This window comes from Streptomyces sp. 7R007 (genome assembly GCF_054850255.1).
Genome location: NZ_JBTWMV010000032.1, coordinates 57428 through 78983 on the forward strand (window position 1 = coordinate 57428; position 21556 = coordinate 78983).

The 21556-nt window shown below is 72.0% G+C and carries 18 protein-coding genes and 1 pseudogene; 13 read left to right on the forward strand and 6 right to left on the reverse strand.

What is annotated here, in order from left to right; all coding sequences use genetic code 11:
* Window positions 1–49: 49 nt before the first annotated feature.
* Both ACYF6T_RS31820 and ACYF6T_RS31825 read right to left on the reverse strand, forming a co-directional pair.
* Window positions 50–1015, reverse strand: a complete 966-nt coding sequence (locus ACYF6T_RS31820) for an isopenicillin N synthase family dioxygenase (protein ID WP_461700800.1) — start codon at window positions 1013–1015, stop codon at window positions 50–52.
* Window positions 1008–1463: a nucleoside deaminase gene (locus tag ACYF6T_RS31825; protein ID WP_461700802.1), complete on the reverse strand. Its 456-nt coding sequence runs from the start codon at window positions 1461–1463 to the stop codon at window positions 1008–1010. Before ACYF6T_RS31825 ends, ACYF6T_RS31820 begins: the two co-directional genes overlap by 8 nt.
* 106 nt (window positions 1464–1569) lie before the next feature.
* Between ACYF6T_RS31825 and ACYF6T_RS31830 the strand changes: the two genes are divergently transcribed.
* A complete protein-coding gene (locus ACYF6T_RS31830) occupies window positions 1570–2829 on the forward strand; it encodes a PucR family transcriptional regulator (RefSeq protein WP_461700803.1) in 1260 nt (419 codons plus the stop codon).
* Here ACYF6T_RS31830 and ACYF6T_RS31835 read toward each other — a convergent pair.
* Window positions 2826–3722: a transglutaminase-like domain-containing protein gene (locus ACYF6T_RS31835; RefSeq protein ID WP_461700804.1), complete on the reverse strand. Its 897-nt coding sequence runs from the start codon at window positions 3720–3722 to the stop codon at window positions 2826–2828. The two genes, ACYF6T_RS31830 and ACYF6T_RS31835, sit on opposite strands and share 4 nt — an antisense overlap.
* 158 nt (window positions 3723–3880) lie before the next feature.
* Between ACYF6T_RS31835 and ACYF6T_RS31840 the strand changes: the two genes are divergently transcribed.
* On the forward strand, window positions 3881–4366 hold the full coding sequence (locus ACYF6T_RS31840; RefSeq protein WP_461700806.1) for a sigma-70 family RNA polymerase sigma factor: 486 nt from the start codon (window positions 3881–3883) through the stop codon (window positions 4364–4366).
* On the forward strand, window positions 4363–5022 hold the full coding sequence (locus tag ACYF6T_RS31845; protein WP_461700808.1) for a hypothetical protein: 660 nt from the start codon (window positions 4363–4365) through the stop codon (window positions 5020–5022). Before ACYF6T_RS31840 ends, ACYF6T_RS31845 begins: the two co-directional genes overlap by 4 nt.
* 37 nt (window positions 5023–5059) lie before the next feature.
* On the opposite strand, the gene ACYF6T_RS31850 is transcribed toward ACYF6T_RS31845, so the two are convergent.
* The 3 genes from ACYF6T_RS31850 to ACYF6T_RS31860 form a co-directional block, all read right to left on the reverse strand.
* The gene (locus ACYF6T_RS31850; protein ID WP_461700809.1) at window positions 5060–6043 is read right to left on the reverse strand and encodes a quinone oxidoreductase family protein; all 984 of its coding nucleotides are present in this window, start codon (window positions 6041–6043) and stop codon (window positions 5060–5062) included.
* Between the two features lie 72 nt (window positions 6044–6115).
* Entirely contained in the window at window positions 6116–7534 is a 1419-nt protein-coding gene (locus tag ACYF6T_RS31855; RefSeq protein WP_461700811.1) for a purine-cytosine permease family protein, read from the reverse strand.
* A gap of 93 nt (window positions 7535–7627) precedes the next feature.
* Window positions 7628–7894 carry a PLD nuclease N-terminal domain-containing protein gene (locus ACYF6T_RS31860; protein WP_461700812.1) on the reverse strand — a complete coding sequence of 89 codons (267 nt, stop codon included), beginning with the start codon at window positions 7892–7894 and terminating at the stop codon, window positions 7628–7630.
* A 76-nt stretch (window positions 7895–7970) separates the two neighbouring features.
* Here ACYF6T_RS31860 and ACYF6T_RS31865 point away from each other — a divergent pair, with 76 nt between their 5' ends.
* The 10 genes and pseudogenes from ACYF6T_RS31865 to ACYF6T_RS31910 all read left to right on the forward strand — a co-directional run bounded on the left by ACYF6T_RS31865 (window position 7971) and on the right by ACYF6T_RS31910 (window position 21501).
* Complete coding sequence (locus ACYF6T_RS31865) at window positions 7971–9422, forward strand: menaquinone biosynthesis decarboxylase (protein WP_461700814.1); 1452 nt, start codon at window positions 7971–7973, stop codon at window positions 9420–9422.
* On the forward strand, window positions 9419–10321 hold the full coding sequence (gene mqnP / locus ACYF6T_RS31870; protein WP_461700816.1) for a menaquinone biosynthesis prenyltransferase MqnP: 903 nt from the start codon (window positions 9419–9421) through the stop codon (window positions 10319–10321). Before ACYF6T_RS31865 ends, mqnP begins: the two co-directional genes overlap by 4 nt.
* 28 nt (window positions 10322–10349) lie before the next feature.
* Window positions 10350–11021, forward strand: a complete 672-nt coding sequence (locus tag ACYF6T_RS31875; protein WP_461700818.1) for a UbiX family flavin prenyltransferase — start codon at window positions 10350–10352, stop codon at window positions 11019–11021.
* 60 nt (window positions 11022–11081) lie between these two features.
* Window positions 11082–11537 (forward strand): Lrp/AsnC family transcriptional regulator, encoded by a 456-nt coding sequence (locus ACYF6T_RS31880; protein WP_461700820.1) that lies wholly within the window; start codon window positions 11082–11084, stop codon window positions 11535–11537.
* Window positions 11538–11578: 41 nt separating this feature from the next.
* Window positions 11579–12742, forward strand: coding sequence for an aminofutalosine synthase MqnE (mqnE, locus tag ACYF6T_RS31885; RefSeq protein ID WP_461700821.1), 1164 nt, complete (start codon window positions 11579–11581; stop codon window positions 12740–12742).
* Between the two features lie 103 nt (window positions 12743–12845).
* Window positions 12846–13493 (forward strand): UdgX family uracil-DNA binding protein, encoded by a 648-nt coding sequence (locus ACYF6T_RS31890; protein ID WP_461700822.1) that lies wholly within the window; start codon window positions 12846–12848, stop codon window positions 13491–13493.
* Between the two features lie 16 nt (window positions 13494–13509).
* Window positions 13510–14031, forward strand: a pseudogene (locus ACYF6T_RS31895) (GNAT family N-acetyltransferase); the annotation flags it as partial.
* 106 nt (window positions 14032–14137) lie between these two features.
* On the forward strand, window positions 14138–14461 hold the full coding sequence (locus ACYF6T_RS31900; RefSeq protein ID WP_461700823.1) for a DUF4229 domain-containing protein: 324 nt from the start codon (window positions 14138–14140) through the stop codon (window positions 14459–14461).
* A gap of 42 nt (window positions 14462–14503) precedes the next feature.
* Window positions 14504–15154 carry a TetR/AcrR family transcriptional regulator gene (locus ACYF6T_RS31905; RefSeq protein WP_461700824.1) on the forward strand — a complete coding sequence of 217 codons (651 nt, stop codon included), beginning with the start codon at window positions 14504–14506 and terminating at the stop codon, window positions 15152–15154.
* Window positions 15155–15483: 329 nt separating this feature from the next.
* Window positions 15484–21501: a DNRLRE domain-containing protein gene (locus ACYF6T_RS31910; RefSeq protein WP_461700825.1), complete on the forward strand. Its 6018-nt coding sequence runs from the start codon at window positions 15484–15486 to the stop codon at window positions 21499–21501.
* The last annotated feature ends 55 nt before the right edge of the window (window positions 21502–21556 follow it).

A 21556-nucleotide genomic window follows, 5' to 3' on the forward strand; every position in this document is an offset into this window, starting at 1 on the left:
GCTTCCGACGCCTCAGCGACGTCCTGGAGGGCCGAAAGCCCCCGGGGGCTCAGCCGACGGTGATCGAGTCGAGCTTGGCGCGCAGGTACGTGTGGGAGTCGACGGGCTCGTACGCCACCCGGCCGACCGGGGCGGGGACGGACTCCACGCGGGTGCCCGGGGTGCACTCGCCGAAGTAGACGAGGGACATCAGCTCCTCGGCGGGCGCGTCCGCGGGCGGGGGCAGGACCCGGTGGCGGCCGGAGCGCCAGCGGTCGCCGGTCCAACGGGCCATCAGGTCACCGATGTTGATGGTGAAGGCGTCCGGATCGTAAGGGGCGTCCTCCCAGCCGCCCTGGTCCGTGTAGACCTGCAGCCCGCCCTTGCCGGCCTGCCGGTCGAGGATCGTGACCGTGCCGAAGTCGGTGTGCGGGCCGATGCGGAACTGGCCGGGCTCCGGGGCGCCGACGACCTCCACGCCCGGGTACCAGTTGATGTTGAAGCCGTAGGTCGGATGGTCCATGTGCCGGGAGAAGAAGTCGGGTCCGAGGCCGAGGGCCTCCCCGAGCAGGGCGAGCAGCCGCTTCTCCAGCCCGGCCATCCTGTCCAGGTACTCCTCGCACAATGGCCGCAGTTCGGGGACCTCGGCGGGCCACACGTTCGGCGCGTACCACTCCGCGTTGACCACCGGGTCCTCGAACGGCTCGTGCGTCGCGAAGGTGAGCGACTCCTTCAGGTCGGGCGGGGTCTGCGTGCCCTCGGAATAGCCGTTCGCCTCCGCCCCGGGCCCCAGCCAGCCGCGCCCGCCGACCCGCGCGGCGTACGGCTGTTTCACCTCGGCGGGCAGGGTGAAGAAGGCGCGGGCCGCGGCCCGGATGCGGGCGCGCAGGGACGCCTCGACGCCGTGCCCGGTGACCAGCAGGAACCCGGCGGTCTGCAGGGCCTCGTCGACCGTGCGGGCGATGTCCCCGCGGGTCTGCTCGTCGCCGTCGAGCCAGGGCTTCAGGTCGATCGTGGGGATGCGGGGGTCACTCACCGATGTCCTCGTTCCACAGTGCCGGATGGTCCTTGACGAAGTCGCGCATCATGCCGACGCACTCGGGGTCGTCCAGCAGGACGATCTCCACGCCGTGCTCGGCCAGCCAGTCGTGGCCGCCGTGGAAGGTGGCCGCCTCGCCGATCACCACCCGGGAGATGCCGAACTGGCGCACCAGACCGGAGCAGTACCAGCACGGCGAGAGGGTGGTCACCATCGTCGTCCCGCGATAGGAGCGCTGCCGTCCCGCGTCGCGGAACGCGGAGGTCTCCGCGTGCATCGAGGGGTCGCCGTCCTGGACGCGCCGGTTGTGGCCGCGGCCGAGGAGGGTGCCGTCGGCGCCGTACAGCGCGGCGCCGATCGGGATGCCGCCCTCGGCGAGACCGGCGCGGGCCTCCGCGACGGCGGTGGCGAGCCAGGTGCGCGCCCGTGCCTGATCCAGATCCATACGTCTCACTCTGCTGTGGCCGAAACACCAGGGCAACGTGCGGAAAGTACTCTCCGGGCAACCCGCCGCCGGACGAACTGTCCACGCGCTGTCCCTGGAGGTGCCCGTGGCCGCACTCACCCTCCGCGAGGTGTTGGACCTGGACCCGGTGCGGGCCTCCGAGCCCGTGCTGCTGGCCGGCGAGGGCGCCCTGGACCGCCCGGTGCGCTGGGTGCACTCCAGCGAGGTGTACGAGGGAGCCAACTTCCTCGACGGCGGGGAACTGCTGCTCACCAACGGCTTCGGCCTGACCGATGCCGACGAGGGGGTGCGCCGGCGCTACGTCCGTGAGCTGGCCGCGCGCGGTGCGGCCGGGCTCGCGGTGGAGGTCGGCCGGTCCCTGCCGCACATGCCCGCCGAGGTCGCCGACGAGGCCCGCCGGCTGGGCCTGCCGCTGCTCGCCCTGCACCGGGTGGTGCCCTTCGTCCGCATCACCGAGGCGGCCAACCGGGCGATCGTCGCGCGCGGGCTGTCGGGCCGCTCGGTGCCCCGCCCGTGGGGCGAGGACCACACGGCCGCCCTCCTCGCCGACCTGGCCGACCGGGCGGCGCTCAACCAGCCCGAGGTGGAGGCGCGTGCGGCGCTCGCCGGGTTCCATCCGGGGCCCGGGGCGCGGCTGATCGGGGTGTCGGTGCACGGCACGCGCGAGGTGGGGGCGGTGGACCGGGCGGCCCGGCTGCTGGGCGGGGCGGGCGCGCTGCGGGCGGCGTTCCCCGGGGACGTGCTGGCGCTGCTCGCGCTGCCCGCCACCAGGACCGGCGACCCGATCCGCGCCGTCCAGGAGACCTTCCGGGCCGCGGCCGACCCCGGGCTCACCGTCGCCGTGGGGCACGCCGTCGACGCCGGCGGCGGCTGGCTGCGCTGGAGCGACACCCTGCGCGCGGCCCGTACGACGCTGGAGCTGGCGCTGACCGTGCCGGCCGCCGAGCCCGCCGTCCCCGACGGCCCGCTGGTCACCTCCGCCCGCGCGCTCGCCCTGGAACGGGAGCTGACCCGCGGCGGCGTCGACGCCAACCGGGACCGGCTCGCCCGCCTGGTGCAGCACACGCTGGGCCCGCTGCTGGCCTGGGAGGCGGCCCACCCCAGCGACCTGGTCCGCACCCTGGAGGTGCACCTGCGCCACGGCTGCTCCCCGACCCGCACCGCGGCCCTCCTGCACATCGGCCGCCAGTCCCTCTACCAGCGCCTGGAACGCATCGAGTCCCTCCTCGGCCTGGAGATCGACGACCCCGACCTGCTGGGCGAACTGCTCCAGGCAGCGTGCGCGCACCGCGTGGTGCGCGGGATGGGGGCGGGCGAGGTGCGGGGGCTGCGGACGGTGGCCTAGGCCAGGGGGCGCAGGGTGACGGTGCGAGGGCCGTTGAAGGGGGCGTGGCAGGTCACCGTGCGCGGGGTGCGCAGGGTGTCGTTCCCGGTGAACAGCTCCCGTACGGCGGTGAAGGAGACGTCGCCGCTGACGACGGGGGCGACACGGTCGTAGAACGCGCGCGACGACTCCGGCAGCGGTGTGCCGAACTCGCCCTCGTCCTCGCCCCACACGTCCCACAGCAGCGTCTCGACCTTGTTCAGCATGGCCAGGTCGAGCCGGATGTTGCCGGCGATGAACCGCTCGCCCCAGAAGGGGCCCTCCTCCGGCGGGTGCAGACCGAACGTGCGCTGGTCGGCCTCGCCCGCGCGGACGGCCCGCCAGACCTCGCTCGCGACGACGAAGCGGTCGCGGGGCACGTCCATCGGGTCGAAGCCGACGGTGTAGCGGTCGGTGAGCTGGGGGTCGGCGAGCAGCCAGCGTTCCCGTTCGCCGTCCCAGTACTCGGTGACCACGTGGTCGAAGTGGAAGCCGTCGTCGGCGAAGTAGTCGGCGAAGCCCGAGCGGATGCGGGCCGGGACGCCCAGGTGCCGCAGGAACGAGCAGTGCAGCAGGGCGAAGTCCCGGCAGGTGCCGACGAACCGGTCGCCCACCGCGCGCGGCCGGTCCAGCGGGGCGTCGTCGCGGCCGACGACGATCCGCAGGATGTCGTCGACATAGCGGGTCTCGGCGTCGTTGTGCAGACGCGCGGTGGGATGGGTGTGACCGAAGAGCGGGCCCTCCACGCGGTGGACCAGCAAGTCCCGTGCGACACGGGCGAGCCGGGCCGGGTCGCGCGGCAGGCCGGCGTACAGACCGGCGAGTTCGCCGGGGTCGCAGAAGGTGCTGTGGGTGGCGTAGAAGGAGAGGGACATGACGGCTCCCTGGGGCGTCATCGACCACGTGTTCGAATACGGGTCGGTGCGCCTCACCGTGTCAAATTTCCCCGCTTTCTGTCCAGTTGGCGGCGCCGGGCCGTCCGGTGCGCCCGGCCGCGGGTAAGCGGATCCCGGCCGCCGGGCGTGTAGGGGGTGTGAAGGAGCTGGAGTTCGCGGAGTTCTACCGCAGCAGCCGGGACGTGTGCCTGCGGGCCGTGCTCGCCGCAGTCGGGGAGCGGCAGTTGGCCGAGGACCTGGTGGCCGACGCCTACACGCGGGCCTGGGCGGCGTGGCCGAAGGTCGCCCGGCACCCGGCGCCCAGGGCCTGGATCGTGCGGACGGCGCTCAACACCCGCATCTCCTGGTGGCGGCGCAGACGACGCGAGGTCGCCCTGGGCGACGGGCACGACACCGCGGCCCCCGCGGCCGCCGCCGCCCGGCTCGACCCGTCCCTGCTCGCGCTGCTGCGCCGGCTCCCGCGCCGCCAGCGGGAGGTGATCGCCTTCCGGGTCTTCCTCGACCTCGACACCGAGGCCACCGCGAAGGCCCTCGGCATCGCGCCGGGCACGGTCACCGCCCACCTGTCCCGGGCCGTCGCGACCCTGCGCGGCCACCTCGTCACCCCGGAGGCCGGACCATGAGCGAACACGACACCGACGTCCTCGACGCGCTGCGGGCGTCCCTCGCCACCGTCACCCTCGACACCCCCGTCGAACAGATCGTCGCCGACGCGCGCGCCCGGCGGCGCAGGCGGCGCCTCGCCCTCGGCGCCGGCGCCACGGCCGTCGCCGCCGGACTCGCGCTCGGCGTGCCGGGCTACGGTCACCCCTCGACGGCGCCGCCGTCCGACGCGTACGCCACCGGCGCGGGCACCGTGCACATCCGCACCGCCGCGTACACCGTCGACAGCCTCGCGAACGGGGCGGTGCGCGTGACCTGGGACAAGCAGGCCTACCTCGACGACCACGCGGGACTGCAGAAGGCGCTGCAGGACGCCGGGTTCCCGGTGCTCGTCAAGGTCGGCGAGTTCTGCAAGGGACCGGACGACGACGGCACGCTGCCCGACACCGGCGTCGGGGCCGGGGTCGAGGACGTCATGAAGGGGCGGCGCGTGGCCGACGACAAGGTCGTCTTCGACTTCCTCCCCGACGCGATGCCCGCGCACACCGAACTCTTCATCGGCTACCTCACCCCCGCCCAGCTGGCCGTCACCGGCGGCCGCCCCGGCTCCGTCGAACGCCTGGTGCCGACCGACACCCCGCTGACCTGCACCAGCGAGCTGCCCGACGTCGGGTGAGAGGGAGGGGAGGGGGAGCGGGGGCGTGCCGGCGACGTCAGTGCGCGGAGCCCACCCGCAGCAGAAGCTTGCCCGTGCTGGTCCGTGCTCCCATCAGCCGGTGCGCCTCCGCCGCCTCCTCCAGCGCGAACTCCGCCGTGACCGGCAGCGACACCGTGCCGTCGACCACCGTGCCGAAGGCCCGCTCGGCCAGGGCGCGCAGCCGCTCCGGCGCCGTCTTCGACAGGGTCAGGATCGAGAACCCGGCGACCGAGACGCCGGTCGGGTACAGCTCGGGCTGGCCCACGCTCCACGCCGGCGCCGAGCTGGCGTTGCCGAAGGAGACCAGCCGGCCGAAGACCGCGAGGGAGGCCAGGCTGCGGCGGAAGGTCTTTCCGCCGACCGGGTCGAGCGCGAGGTCGACACCCCGGCCGTCCGTCGCCGTACGCACCGCCGTGTCGAAGTCGTCGCCGACGAACACCTCGTCGTAGCCGTAGGCGCGCGCGTACTCCGCCTTGGCCGGCGAGGACACCACGCCGAACACCGCCCCGGCGCCCGCCGCCTTCGCCAGCCGGCCCACCGCCGTGCCGACCCCGCCCGCGGCGCCCTGCACCAGCACGCTCTCGCCCGGCTGGAGCCGGCCCACCGCGTGCACCAGCGCGTACGCCGTCGGCAGCACCGTGGGCAGCGTGGCCGCCGTGCGCAGGTCGAGGCCGGCCGGCACCGCGAAGACCGTCGCCGTGTCGGCGACCACGACGTCCGCGTAGGCGCCGCCGTGCGTCAGCGCCGTCACCTCCTGGCCCACGGCCAGCCCGGTGACGCCCTCGCCCAGCGCCCGGATCCGGCCGGAGAACTCCAGTCCCGGCACGAAGGGCAGCGCCGGCACCCGGTAGCCCTCCGAACGGGCCTTCAGATCGGCGAAGTTGACCCCCGTGTAGGCCACGTCCACGCTCACCTGGCCGGGGCCCGGTGCGGGCACCTCGGCCTCCACCACCTTCAGGACCTCGGGACCGCCGTACTCCTGGAACTCCACCGCGCGCATGGCCGACCATTCCCTCCGTGAGTGCCGATGGCAGGGGGAACCGCGCGGACGCCGGGGCCATTCCCGCGTGGGTCAGGCCCCCGGAGCGACCGCGGGGGCTCGGTCGCCGCGCCGGCCGCGCAGCGCCGCGTACAGCACCGCGCTCACCGCGAACCCGACCAGCGGCGTGATGTCACCGAACGCCGGGTGGTGCTCGGGCACCCAGCCCACGAAGTCCTCCTGGTTGGAGAAGAGCGGGACGGACACCGCCACACCCGCCAACAGGGCGGCCAGACCGGGCCAGTTGGTAAAGGTGCGGTCGGACAGGCGGGCCGCCAGCTCCGCGTCCGACGCGGTACGGCCCTGCAGCCACCGCTCCACCAGCACCACTCCCAGCCACGGCGCCACCCAGTACGCGATGACCAGCAGGAACGCCTCGTACGCCGACCCCGCGTCGGACAGCGACGCCCACGCCGCCGCCGTACCGGCGATCCCGGAGACCACGACCAGCACCCCACGGCTCAGCCAGGCCGGCAGCCGCAGACCGAAGGAGGCGATGGAGATCGCGCCCGAGTAGATGTTGAGGGCGTTGGCGGAGACACCGCCGAGGATGATGGCGAGCAGCACCAGGTCGCCCAGCCAGCCGGGGAGGTGACCGGTGAAGGCGGCCGTGGGGGTGGCGTCCTCGGGGGCCACGATGGTCGCCGAGGCCGCGCCGACGACCGCGACGAGGGAGACGGACACGAACAGGCCGACCGCCGGGTACACCACCGTCTTCAGCCGGCTCGCCGTGCGAGGCAGGTAGCGCGAGTAGTCCGTGGCGTACGGGTTCCAGCCCGCCGCGTAGCCCCAGGCCGCGCTGAACGCCAGCAGGAACCCGCCGACGCCGCCGCCCGAGCCGCCCGCGGAGAGGTCCGCGTCCTTCACGGTCCACACACCGGCCAGCAGGAAGATCACCGCGAGGGCCGGGAAGGCGTACTTCTCGAAGGTGTGCACGAAGTTGTGGCCGATGAAGCCGATGAGGATCTCGGCGGCCACGACCAGCAGCAGGGAGGGCAGCGGACGCAGGCCGGTGAGCGTGTTGAGCGCGAAGGCCGCGCTCACGCTGTTCACCGCGAACCAGCCCACGCCGGCGATCAGGCCGTTGGCCGCGGACGGCAGGATGTTGCCGAGGTAGCCGAAGGAGAACCGCCCGATCACCATCTGCGGCACCCCGAACCGGGGGCCGTCCAGGGACAGCACGCCCTGGGTGAGCGCGCCGACACCGGCGCCGAGCACGATGGCGGCGGTCGCCTCCCAGAAGCCCAGGCCGAAGAAGAGGACCGCGATCACGCCGATGTAGACGGTCGCGAACTCGATGTTCGGGGAGGCCCAGGTCCACAGCAACTGCAGCGGGCTGCCGTGCCGTTCGGCGTCGGGAATGGGCTCGGATCCCGCCGTCTCGACGGCGATGACCTTGTCACCGTAGGCGGGGGCGAGGGTGCCGGCGGAGTCGGCGGGTGCAGTCGTCATGCGAGCCAAGTGTCCGGTTCCGGCCGGTCCGGGCACAGGGGCGCATTGTCCGCTCCGGGGGCCTCGCCGACGTACAACCTGTAGGCGGCCGCCTCAGTCGGTGCGCGGGTCGTCCGGCCTGAGCGACTTCAGGAACTCCGGGTTGTCGTCCGGCGCGACCCACCGCTGCCGGGGCTGCCGCCTCTTGCCGGCGACCAGCCAGGCGACCGGGCCCACCAGCACCTCGCCGAAGAGCAGGATGACGATCACCCACATCACCTTCTGCATGCCCCGCACCTCGTCCTCCGGGGTGTTCAGGCAGTCCACGAAGGCGTAGATCCACAGCGCCAGGACCAGCAGGAACGGCAGATACCTCAGCATGCTCGCGTGCTCTCCCCGACGTGGTGGACGGCCCCGGTGACGGGGTCAGGGTAGCGGGTGGCCGATACTGGGACGCATGGCTTACGACGATCTTCGCTCCCTGCTGCGGGCCCTGGAGCGCGAGGGCGACCTCAAGCGCGTCAAGGCCGAGGTCGACCCGTATCTGGAGGTCGGGGAGATCGTCGACCGGGTGCAGAAGTCCGGCGGACCGGCGCTGCTGTTCGAGAACGTGAAGGGCTCCGCGATGCCCCTCGCGATGAACGTCTTCGGGACCGACCGGCGGCTGCTGAAGGCCCTGGGCCTGAAGTCGTACGCGGAGATCTCCGAGAAGATCGGCGGGCTGCTCAGGCCGGAGCTGCCGCACGGCTTCGTCGGTGTGCGCGAGGCGTTCGGCAAGCTCGGCGCGATGACGCACGTACCGCCGAAGAAGGTGAGGGAAGCGCCCGTCCAGGAGGTCGTGCTCACCGGGGACGACGTCGACCTCGACGCCCTGCCGGCGCTGTTCACCTGGCCCAAGGACGGCGGCTCCTTCTTCAACCTGGGCCTGACCCACACCAAGGACCCCGAGAGCGGCATCCGCAACCTCGGGCTCTACCGCCTCCAGCGCCACGACCGGCGCACCATCGGCATGCACTGGCAGATCCACAAGGACAGCCGCAACCACTACCAGGTCGCGGCGCGCAGGGGCGAGCGGCTGCCGGTCGCGATCGCCTTCGGGTGCCCGCCGGCGGTGACGTACGCCTCCACCGCGCCGCTGCCCGGTGACATCGACGAGTACCTCTTCGCCGGGTTCATCGCCGGCAAGCGGATCGAGATGGTCGACTGCAAGACCGTCCCGCTGCAGGTGCCGGCGCAGGCGGAGGTCGTCCTGGAGGGCTGGCTGGAGCCCGGCGAGATGCGCCCCGAGGGCCCCTTCGGCGACCACACCGGCTTCTACACCCCGCAGGAGCCGTTCCCCGCCCTGACGATCGACTGCGTCACCATGCGCAGGCGGCCGCTGCTTCAGTCGATCGTCGTAGGCCGCCCTCCGACGGAGGACGGACCGCTGGGTCGTGCGACGGAGCGCTTCTTCCTTCCCCTGCTGAAGATCATCGTGCCGGACATCGTGGACTACCACCTGCCCGAGGCGGGCGGCTTCCACAACTGCGCGATCGTCTCGATCGACAAGAAGTACCCGAAGCACGCCCAGAAGGTGATGCACGCGATCTGGGGGGCACACATGATGTCCCTGACGAAGCTGATCGTGGTCGTCGACTCCGACTGCGACGTCCACGATCTGCACGAGGTCGCGTGGCGGGCCCTGGGCAACACCGACTACGCCCGTGACCTGAGCGTCGTCGAAGGCCCCGTCGACCACCTCGACCACGCCTCCTACCAGCAGTTCTGGGGCGGCAAGGCGGGCATCGACGCGACGAAGAAGTGGCCCGAGGAGGGCTACACGCGCGACGGCGGCTGGCCCGACATGGTCCTGTCCGATCCCGAGACGGCGGCGAAGGTCGACCGCCGGTGGAAGGAGTACGGCCTGTGAGCAGCGCCTCCGCCGCGATTCCGCAGCCAGGACGCACCAAGGCGTTCCTGCGCCTGGTGATGATCGAGCACTCGGTCTTCGCCCTGCCCTTCGCCTACATCGCCGCGCTCACCGCGATGTTCGCGTGGGACCGCAACATCCACTGGGGCCGGCTGCTCCTGGTGACCGTGTGCATGGTGGGCCTGCGCACCTTCGCGATGGCCGTGAACCGGATCATCGACCGGGAGATCGACGCCAGGAACCCGCGCACCGCGCACCGCGAGCTGGTCACCGGCGCCATGTCGGTCCGGCACGCCTGGACCGGCGCGCTGATCGCGGTCGTGGTCTTCCTCGGCTCGGCGGCCCTGCTCAACCCGCTCTGCCTGGCCCTCGCCCCCGTCGCCGTGATCCCGATGGTGGTCTACCCCTACGGCAAGCGGTTCACGAACTTCCCGCAGGCCATCCTCGGTCTCGCCCAGGCCATGGGCCCGGTCGGCGGCTGGCTCGCGATCAGCGGCGAGTGGTCCTGGGACGCGGTGATCCTCGGCCTCGCCGTCGGCATCTGGATCGGCGGCTTCGACCTGATCTACGCCTGCCAGGACGTGGAGACCGACCGCGAGATCGGCGTGATGTCGGTGCCGGCGCGCTTCGGCATCCCGGCGGCGATCTGGGGCGCCCGCGTCTGCCACGCGCTGACCATGGCCCTGCTGATCTGGTACGCCGTCGCCACCGACGCGGGCGGTTTCTTCTGGGTCGGCCTGATGATCGTCGCGGGCGCCTTCGTCTACGAGCACTCCATCGTCCGCCCGCACGACCTCTCCCGCCTCAACCGGGCCTTCTTCAGCGTCAACGGCTTCATCGGCATCGCCCTGTTCGTGTGCGCTCTGCTGGACCTGCTGGTGCGGGGGCTGACCGTCTGACCGCCGCGTCCACCGGTACGCTCAAGATGTGAACGCAGGAGAATCGCAGCGCACGCCTTGGATCGTGGGGGTGTCGGGAGCATCCGGCACGCCGTACGCGGCCGCCGTGCTGCGCGCGCTGCTGGCCGCGGGCGAGGCCGTCGACCTGGTCGTCAGCCGGGCCTCGCGGCTGACCCTGCTGGACGAGACCGGCCTCGCCTTCCGGGACGCGCACTGGCGGGACGACCTGCGGGAATGGCTGTCCCTGGGGGCCGACGGCAAGCCGGGAATCTTCGACGCGGACATCTCCGGTGTACGGCACTGGAGCGCGGGCGACCTCGCGGCCGGGCCGTCCTCGGGCTCGTACCGCACCAAGGGCATGCTGATCGTGCCCGCCTCGACGGCCTGCGTCGCCGGAGTCGCGCTCGGGCTGTCCAAGGATCTGCTGCAACGGGCGGCGAGCGTCACCCTCAAGGAGCGCCGCCCGCTGGTCGTGGCCGTCCGCGAGACCCCGCTGAACGGCCAGACCCTGCGCCATCTCGTCGCGCTGGACGACGCCGGCGCGAGCGTCGTACCGGCCTCGCCGGGGTTCTACGCGGGCGCCACCCACATCCAGGACCTGGTGGACTTCGTCGCCGGGCGGGTGCTGGACGCGGCCGGCGTCGAGCACGGTCTGTACCGGCGCTGGAAGGGTGAACTGGGCGGCGGGGACGCCGAGTAGCCCGGCAAGTCGCAGTACCTCTCATCACTTCGGGAACTTTCAGCGGAAGGCTTCGATCGCATGGACGCGGTGGACAGGCAGCTCATCCAGGCCCTGAGGGAGAACGGCCGGGCCTCCTACGCGGAGCTGGGGCGCCTCGTCGGTCTGTCGGGACCCAGCGTCACCGACCGCATCAACCGGCTGGAGGCGGCCGGCGTCATCACCGGCTACCGCGCGACCGTGAACGCCGCCTCGCTGGGCCTCGGCGTCACCGCGCTGATCGGCATCTCGCTCTCGGACGCGGCCGACCACGAGGACGTGGCCCGGCGGCTGAAGGACCTGAGCGAGATCGAGGACTGCTGGTTCATCGCCGGGGACGACTCGTTCATGCTCAAGGTGCGGGCGACGGACGTGGACGGCCTGGAGAAGACCATCCGCAGGCTCAGCGGGACCAAGGGCGTCTCCCGGACCCGTACCACCATCGTGCTGTCCACCAAGTGGGAGAACCGGGTCGGAGAGCTGCCCGAAGAGGTCTAGGGATACCGTGGGGCGAGCTGTCGTAGAAAGGGCGTGTTGGCATGGACGTCGGGCTCAAGCGCGAGCTGGAGGAGAAGGTCCGCTCCGGTGAGCGGCTGACCCGCGAGGACGGCATCGCGCTGTACGAGTCGGACGACCTGGCGTGGCTGGGCGGCCTCGCGCACGAGGTGCGCACCCGCAAGAACGGCGACGTCGTGCACTTCAACGTCAACCGGCACCTCAACATGACCAACGTGTGCACGGCGTCCTGCGCCTACTGCTCCTTTCAGCGCAAGCCGGGGGAGAAGGACGCGTACACGATGCGCATCGAGGAAGCGGTCAAGCTCGCCAAGGCGATGGAGTCGGAGAACCTCACCGAACTGCACATCGTCAACGGCCTGCACCCGAACCTGCCGTGGCGCTACTACCCGCGCTCGCTGCGGGAGCTGAAGGCCGCCCTGCCGAACGTCTCGCTGAAGGCGTTCACGGCGACGGAGATTCACCACTTCGAGACGATCAGCGGGCTGAGCGCGAGCGAGATCCTCGACGAGCTGATCGACGCGGGGCTGGAGTCGCTGACCGGCGGCGGCGCCGAGATCTTCGACTGGGAGGTCCGGCAGCACATCGTGGACCACCGCACCCACTGGGAGGACTGGTCCCGCATCCACCGCCTGGCGCACGAGAAGGGTCTGAAGACCCCGTGCACCATGCTGTACGGGCACATCGAGGAGCCCCGCCACCGGGTGGACCACGTGCTGCGCCTGCGCGAGCTGCAGGACGAGACCGGCGGTTTCCAGGTCTTCATCCCGCTGCGCTACCAGCACGACTTCGTGGACATGAAGGACGGCAAGATCCGCAACCGGCTCCAGGCCCGGACGCAGATGGCGACCGGCGCGGAGGCGCTGAAGACCTTCGCCGTCTCCCGGCTGCTGTTCGACAACGTCCCGCACGTCAAGGTCTTCTGGGTCATGCACGGCGTCCAGACCGCGCAGCTGGCGTTGCAGCACGGCGCGGACGACATGGACGGCTCGGTCGTCGAGTACAAGATCACCCATGACGCGGACAACTTCGGGACGCCGAACAAGCTGACGCGCGAGGATCTGCTGGACCTGATCCGGGACGCGGGGTTCCGGCCGGTGGAGCGGAACACGCGGTACGAGGTCATCCGGGAGTACGACGGTCCGGATCCGGCGCGGCGTGAGGCTCCGCAGCCGATGAGGGTGTGAGGCGGTCGCAGGGCGGGTGCGGGTGAGCGGGGTCTCGTCGCGCCCCGCGGCGGAGCCGCACGTCGATGTGGTCGCGCGCCCCTGAGGGGGTACTCGTGGCCGCATGGCTGGGAAGGCACCCGAGGACGGCTTCACCGCAGAGCCCTTCGTTCCCGAGCGGGGCGGGCTCCCCGCCCTGCGTCGCGCCGCCGCCGGGTGCCGGGGCTGTCCCCTGCACCGGGACGCGACGCAGACCGTGTTCGGTGAGGGTGACGCCCACGCCCGCGTGATGCTCGTGGGAGAGCAGCCCGGGGATCAGGAGGACCGGCAGGGGAAGCCGTTCGTCGGGCCCGCCGGGAAGCTGCTCGACCGGGCCCTCGCCGAGGCCGGGATCGATCCGGCCGAGGCGTACGTCACCAACGCCGTCAAGCACTTCAAGTTCACCCGGGCCGAACCCCGTAAGCGGCGCATTCACAAGGCGCCCTCGCTGCGGGAGATGACGGCGTGCGGGCCCTGGCTCGCGGCCGAGCTGGCCGTGGTGGAGCCGGAGTTGATCGTGGTGCTCGGGGCCACCGCCGGGAAGGCGCTGCTGGGGTCGTCGTTCCGGGTCACGCAGGTGCGCGGGACCGTGCTGGAGGAGGAGATTCACGGGCGCAGGGAGCGGCTGGTGCCCACCGTTCACCCGTCGTCCGTTCTGCGCTCGGACGATCGGGAGGCGGCCTACCAGGGGCTTGTGTCGGACCTGAAAGTGGCCGCACGCGCGCTGGCGTAAGGGTTACGATTCCAGCGTGTCCCTTACTTTCACTCTCGACCCGGCCGTCACTCCCGAGCTCCGCGACGGCATCCTCGACCTGTGGACGGACGTCTCCAACGCGGGCGGCTCCGTCGGCTTCGTGCCCCCGGTGACGGCGGAGACGATCCGGCCGGAACTGGTCAGGCACATGGTCGCGATGGCGGAGGGGCGCACCCGGCTCCTCGTCGGGCACGACGAGGACGGGCGGGTCGCCGCGACGGCGTTCCTGACCCTCAACACGCACCGGCTGATGACGCACTGGCTGTGGCTGTACACGGTGATGGTGCACCCGCGCCACCAGGGCAGGGGCTACGGCCGCGACCTGCTGGCCGCCGCCGAGGACGCCGCCCGCGGCCTGGACGGCATCGAGGCGATCCGCCTCACCTGCCGCGGCGGCCTCGGCCTGGAGCGCTTCTACGGCTCCTGCGGCTACAAGGAGGTCGGCCGCGTCCCCGGCGCGATCCGGGTCGCCCCGGGCGACGACCGCGACGACGTCATCATGCTGCTGCCGCTCGGCCAGACCGAAAGGGCCCGCCCCCGGCTGCAAGATCGGGAGCCCGGCGTGCTTCACTGGACGATGGCCTTTGGGAACGTTCGTACCGTTGACGGAAGAGTGGATTGAGATGCTCCGCTACACGCTGATGCGCCTCGGGATCTTCGCGGGCTGCCTCGTGGTCGTCTGGGGCCTCGTCTACTCCGGCATCGTCCCGCGCGGCCTCGGCGCATCCAACCCCATGTGGATCGTGCTGCTCGCGCTGGTGATCTCGGCGCCGATCAGCTTCGTGGTGCTGCGCCGGGAGCGCGACCGCGCCTCGGTGCGGATCGCCGAGCGGGTCGAGCGGATGAAGGCCGGCATCGAGGCCAACCGCAGCCAGGAGGACGAGGCCGTCGACGAGGCGGCGCGCACGCGCGGGCAGTCGTCCCCGGCGCAGGGACAGGCGTCGTAGCGGGGGCTCCCTGAACCCGGGTGCCCAACTACTCTTGCCCCCATGGGTGCCGTCAAGACCAAGCGCATGCCGCGTGCCGTCCGTGAGCAGCAGATGCTGGACGCGGCCGTGCGCATCTTCGGCCAGCGCGGGTACATGGCCGCGTCGATGGACGAGATCGCCGAACTCGCCGGTGTCTCCAAGCCGTTGGTCTATCTGTACCTGAACTCCAAGGAAGACCTCTTCGCGGCCTGCATCCGCCGCGAGGCCACCGCGCTGGTCCAGGCCGTCCGGGCCGGCGTCCGCCGCGAGCTGCCGGCCGACCGCCAACTCTGGGAAGGGCTGCGGGCGTTCTTCGCGCACACCGGGCGCAACCCGGACGGCTGGTCGGTGCTGCACCTCCAGGCCCGCACGCACGGCGAGCGGTTCGCCGCCGAGGTGACGGCGATGCGCGAGGAGATCGTCGCGTTCGTGACACAGCTGATCGCCGTCGCCGCCCGTGAGGCGCACCGCGACCCCGACCTGCCCGAGCGCGAGGTCGCCGGGCTCGCCGAGGCCCTGGTCGGCGCCGCCGAATCCCTCGCGGCCTGGGCCAACGCCACCCCCGGAGTCACCGAGCGGCAGGCGGCGGCCACCCTGATGAACTTCGCCTGGGCGGGGCTCGGCAACCTGATGGACGGGCGTCCGTGGACGCCGCCGATCACGGTTCAGTAAAGGATCATTGCGGGTTTCGTGAGGTTTCCGCGAGGGCCGGGTGAGAAGGCCCGTGCCTGATCGAGCGCCCTTTGTCCGGATTTCACGCGGCGGTGGCACGGATTCCGCACGCCCCAACGGGTCATGAACGAGTCAAGAAACTCCGGACACAAGAGACTTGAGCGAAATCTGAGGCCGCGTTCGCGCTGGTCAGAGCGGTGTCGTTCACCTGGAGTACAGACAGCTGCACTTCCCTCACTCCGCACTCGGGGGCGCGACCGCGCCCCCGACCGGTTGTTGGAGGGGTGTTGAAGAGACACAACCTGTGGCGGACGGGGTCGCCACGCAGAGTGACCCGGCTGAGACCGACGGCCCTGACCGTGGCCGCCGTCCTGGCGGCGGAGGCCGCGCTGGTGTCACTGGGGACGGGAGCCGCCTTCGCGGCCGGGTCCGGCACGACGGAGCAGCCCACGACGGCACACCACGCCCAGAAGCGTGCCTCGTCGGCGGAGTCCGAGGCCGCGGCCCTGCTCATGGCGCGGACGCAGCACCGCTGGATCGAGGTGCTGTCGGAGCGCACGGCGGACTCCACCACCTACGCGCTGCCGTCCGGCGAACTCCAGACGGAGGCGTACGCCGGACCGGTCCGGGTCAAGCGCGACGACACCTGGAAGGACATCGACACCGCGCTGTCCGACACCGGCGCCGATCTCACCCCGGACGCCGCCGTGGCGGACATCGCCGTCTCCGACGGCGGGGACCGGCACCTGGCGTCGGTGACCAGGGGCCGGCAGACCTTCGGGCTCGGCTGGCAGGACAAGCTGCCCGCCCCCTCGGTCAAGGGCAGCACCGCCGACTACGACCTCGGCGGCGGCCGGACCCTGTCGGTCACCGCGCTGGCGCAGGGCTTCTCGGAGATCGTCAAGCTCGCCAGGCGGCCGGATACGGGAACGCGGTTCCGCATCCCGCTGGACCTGGACGGGCTCAAGCTCTCCCAGGCCGGCTCCGGCCACCTGCTGCTGAAGGACACCGACGGCAAGCTGGTCGCCGAGGCCCCGGCGCCGATGATGTGGGACGCCTCCGAGGACCGGGCGTCCGGGGAGTCCGCCCACCAGGAGCAGGTCACCACCGAGATCGAGACCGCCGCGGACGGCTCGCAGACCCTGGTGCTCACGCCCGACCAGGACTTCCTGGCCAACGCGACCTACCCGGTGACGGTCGATCCGACCACCACCCTCGCGGTGACCACGGACACCTGGCTGCAGACCCCGGACTACCCGGACTCCCAGGTCTCCTCGCAGGAACTGAAGTCGGGCACCTACGACTCCGGTTCCGACCTGGCCCGCTCCTACCTGAAGTTCGACGTGTCGAAGTTCGCGGGCAAGCACATCACCGACACCAACTTCGCCCTCTACAACTACTACTCGTCGACGTGCTCCACCTCCGGCTCCGGCACCACGGTCCGCCGGGTCACGACCTCCTGGTCGTCGACCTCGGTGACCTGGGCCACCCGGCCCTCGTCCACCGGCACCGGCGCGGTCGTCAACACCGTGCCGCACGGCTACGACTCCTCCTGCCCGGCGGCCTGGTCCAACTGGGACATCGACGCCATCGTGCAGGCCTGGGCCGACGGCAGCCCCAACTACGGGCTGATGGTCTACGGCACGGACGAGAAGGACTCCCTGACCTGGCGGCGCTACCGCTCGGCGAACTACACCACCTCCGGCTACGCGCCGAAGCTGACGGTCACCTACAACTCCTATCCGTCGGTGCCCGGTTCGCTCGCGATCTCGCCCTCGCAGGTCAACGCCTACAACGGCCTGCGGTACGTCACCTCGCTCACGCCGACCCTGTCGGCGAAGGTGACCGACCCCGACGGGTCCGGCACCAAGGGCCAGTTCGAGATCACCGCGGACCCGGCCTACGCGGACACCACCTACTCCTACACGGGCACGTCCGCGTCCGTCGCCTCCGGCTCGACGGCCTCGCTGACCGTCCCGTCCGCCTCCGCGCTGCCCGCGGGCACCCATCTGCGCTACCGGGTGCGGGCGTACGACGGCACGGACTACGGCGCCTGGTCGTCGTACACCACGTTCGTGATGAACACCGCGCTGCCGGCCGCCCCGACGGTCAGCTGTGGCACGTACGAGGAGAACGGCTGGACCGCGAAGGCCTCTTCGGCGGTGTCCTGCACGCTCGACACCACCTCCACCGACGGCGCCGGCTACTACTGGGGGCTGGACGACAGCGGCCTGCCGAACAAGAAGCTGGACACCACCGACGGCTCCGGCGGTGACGCGGCGACCATCGGCATCGACCCCGCGAACGGCTGGCACACCCTGTACGCCCGGACCGTCGACTCCGGCGGAAACCTTTCCTCTGCCACCACCACGTACTCCTTCGGCGTGGGCGCGGACGGCGCGGCGGTCCTCTCGCCGCAGGACGGCGACGTCACCGCCCGCCGCCTGACCCTGTCGGCCAAGGGCCTGACCAGCTACACCGGGGTCACCTGGGAGTACCGGCGCGGTGAGACCGACTCCTGGCACACCGTGCCCGTGGGCGACGTCACCGCCTCCGGCAACTCCGTGTCCTCCTGGCCGGTCGCCGTCAGCGGCGGCACCGCGACCAAGCTGGTGTGGAACACCGTCGACTCGCTGGCCGAGGACGGCGTGATCCAGCTGCGGGCCGCGTTCACCGACGGCACCGGCACCGGCCACTCGCAGACCGTCGAGGTCACCCTCGACCGCGACGCCGGCACCGCCCCGACCGCCGAGGTCGGCCCCGGCACGGTCAACGAACTCACCGGCGACTACACCCTGTCGGCCACCGACGCCTCCGCCTTCGCCGCCGACGTGGAGCGCACGTACTCCTCGCGCGCCAACGCCAACGACAGCGAGGGCCAGGCGCAGATCTTCGGCCCCGGCTGGACCTCCGCCGTCGCCGCCTCCGACAGCGACTACACGCAGGTCCGCAAGACCTCCGCCACCTCGGTGGAGGTGCTCAGCGCGGACGGCAGCACCATCGCCTTCACCGCGACCTCCGGCGGCGGCTGGCAGCCGGAGACCGGCGCCGAGGGCATGACCCTCACGGGCGGTCTGTCCGACGCGAAGTTCACGCTCACCGACACCGACGCCGACACCACGGTGTTCGCCAAGACGGCCGCCGCGGTCCCGACCTGGACGCTGTCCTCGTCGGCCACGTCGGTGTCCGACTCCACCGTCACCGTCGCCTCCGAGACCGACGACACGGGCAGGCTGGCCCGCCCGAAGTACGTGATCTCGCCGACGACCGGCGTCCCGGCCGCCACCTGCCAGAGCGACCCGTCCACCAAGGGCTGCCGGGTCCTGGAGTTCGTCTACGCCGACACCACGACGGGCACCGACTCCGCCCCGGGCGACCACAAGGGCCAGGTCAAGGCGGTCAAGCTGTGGGCCACCGACCCCGGCGCGTCCGCCGCCACCGCCGAGACCGTCGCCGACTACGCCTACGACGGCTCCGGCCGGCTCCGCCAGGTCTGGGACCCGCGCATCAGCCCCGCGCTGAAGACGCAGTACACCTACGACTCCGACGGCCGCGTCGCCACCCTCACCAACCCCGGTGAAGCGGCGTGGACCCTCACCTACGGCAAGGCCGGCTCGGCCCTGACCGCGGGCGCGGGCATGCTGCTGAGCGCCACGCGGCAGGGAGCGACCACCACCGTGGTCTACGACGTGCCGCTGACCGGCAGCGCCGCCCCGCACCAGATGGACGCCGACACCGTCGCCGGCTGGGGCCAGACCGAGGCGCCCACCGACGCCACCGCCGTCTTCCCGGCCGACAGCGTCCCCGCCTCCAGCACCGGCGGCTCCCTGGCCGCCGGCGACTACACCCGCGCCACCCTCACCTACGTCAACGCCGACGGCGAGGAGACGAACTCCGCGACACCCGGCGGCGCCCTCACCGCCGCCGACCACGACGAGTACGGCCACGAGGTCAGCAGCCTGACGGCCGCCAACCGGGAGCTGGCCCTCGGCACCGCCGCCGGCGCCGCCGACAAGCTCGCCGCCCTGGGCCTGGCCGACCTGCCGACCGCGGACCGGGCCCGGCAGCTCGCCACCGTCTCGGAGTACTCCGCCGACGGCAAGCGGCTGCTGGACCAGTACGGCCCGCTGCACCGCATCACCCTCAGCGGCGAACTCAAGGGCGCCAGCGGCACGTTGCCCGCCGGCAGCGTCGTCCCGGCGCGCACCCACACGGCGTACACCTACGACGAGAACCGGCCCTCCGGCGCTGCCGTCTCGGACCTGGTCACCACCACGGTGACCGGCGCCACGGTGGCCGGCTACGCCACGGACGCCGACACCACCACCATCACCACCACCTACGACTGGTCGACCGGCCGGCAGCAGGCCACGGTGGGCGGCGCCACCACGGACACGGTGACGTCGTACGACAGCTCCGGCCGGGTGGCCTCCACGCGCACCGCCGGCTCGTCCGGCTCCGACGCGGACACCCTGAATTACACCTACTACACCGCGGACGGCTCGGGCACCTGCGGCGCCCGTCCGGAGTGGGCCGGGCTGCTGTGCCGTACTGCGCCCGCGGCCGCGATCACCAACGGCGGCGGCAACCCGAGCGAGGCGGTCACCACCGTCTACACCTACAACCGCTGGGGCCGGCCGGCCACCCAGGCCGAGACCGCCAACGGCGTGACCCGCACCACGACCGTCACCACGGACGCCGCGGGCCGTCCCGTCAGGAGCGCCGTCACCGGCGGCACCGGAAAGGACACCCCGGCCACCACCGTCACCTACGACCCGGACAACGGGCAGGTGGCGGCCCAGTCCGCGGGCGGCCAGACCGTCGCCTACACCTACGACAGCCTCGGCCGGCTGGCGGCCTACGACGACGGCTCGGGCAACACCACCACCCGGACCTACGACAGCCTCGGCCGGATCGTGAAGACGACCGACTCGGCGCCCTCCACCGTGACGTACTCCTACGACACGGCGGGCAACGTGCAGAGCCTGACGGACTCCGTCGCCGGCACCTTCACCGCCACCTACGACGCCGACGGCACGCTCACCGGCGAGACCCTGCCCGGCGGCTACACCCTGGCCGTCGCCACCGACCCGGCGGGCAACCAGACGAGCCGTCAGTACAGCGCCTCGGACGGGACCGTCGTCGCCTCCGACACGGGCCAGTACTCGGCGACCGGGCAGCGGCTCTCGCACGCCCAGACCGCCGGCCCGAGCATCGACACCGCCTACGCCTACGACAGCGCCGGACGCCTCACCCAGGCCGCCGACACCACCGGCGCCGGCTGCACCACGCGGGTCTACGCCTTCGACGGGGACAGCAACCGCACCTCGCTGAAGACCACGTCGGACGACTGCGACAGCGGCACCGCCGACGCCACGACGACCACGACGTCGTACGGCTACGACTCCGCGGACCGGCTGGTCGGCGACGGCCTGGCGTACGACGCCTTCGGCCGCACCACCACCAGCGGCGGCACGGCCCTGTCGTACTACACCAACGACCTGGTCGCCTCCGAGACCGTCGGCTCCACCCGCACCACCTGGAGCCTCGACGCCGCCTCCCGCCTCGCCGTCCAGACCACCCAGACCCAGGGCACGGACGGCACGTGGAGCACCGGCCGGACGGTCACCAACCACTACGGCTGCGGCTGCGACAGCCCCACCTGGAGCACCACCGGCACCAGCGTCAGCCGTAACGTCAAGGACGTGCTGGGCGGCCTCGCGGCCACCACGTCGGAGAGCGGGAACGTCGTCCTGCAATTCACCGACCTGCACGGTGACGTCGTCGTGCGCCAGCCGCTCGACACCTCGGTGGCCGCCACGGTCCAGCACTACGACGAGTACGGCAACACGCAGGACGCCTCCGGCGGCGCCGCCTACGGGTGGCTCGGCGCTCACCAGCGCTCGTCCGACACGCTCAGCGGCGCGGTGCTGATGGGCGTGCGGCTCTACTCGCCGGCCACCGGCCGGTTCCTGAGCCAGGACCCCGTGTACGGCGGCAACTCCGACGCCTACACCTACCCGAGCGATCCGGTGAACGACCTGGATCTGACCGGACGCCTGAAGTTCTCCTGGCACTACTACGGTCTGCGCATCCGCTTCAACAAGCACGAGACGGTGCAGGCCGAGAGCTGGGCGGGGCTGAGCGGCAAGGCGGGCACCATCGCCTCGCTGCTGAAGATCGCCAAGGCGACGGCGCTCAACTTCCTCTCGATCGACGCGTACTTCATCGAGAAGAAGGCCAAGTGGGCCCAGAAGGTCCACCACTGCCTCGAACTGCAGTGGTGGTGGCTGTATCCGGGATTCGTTCCCTACACCTACTGGGGCAAGGCGAACGGCTGCAAGTAGGCCGGGAGATCACTGAGCGAGACCACTGAGCGGGTGGCGGCCGGGTGCGTTCCCG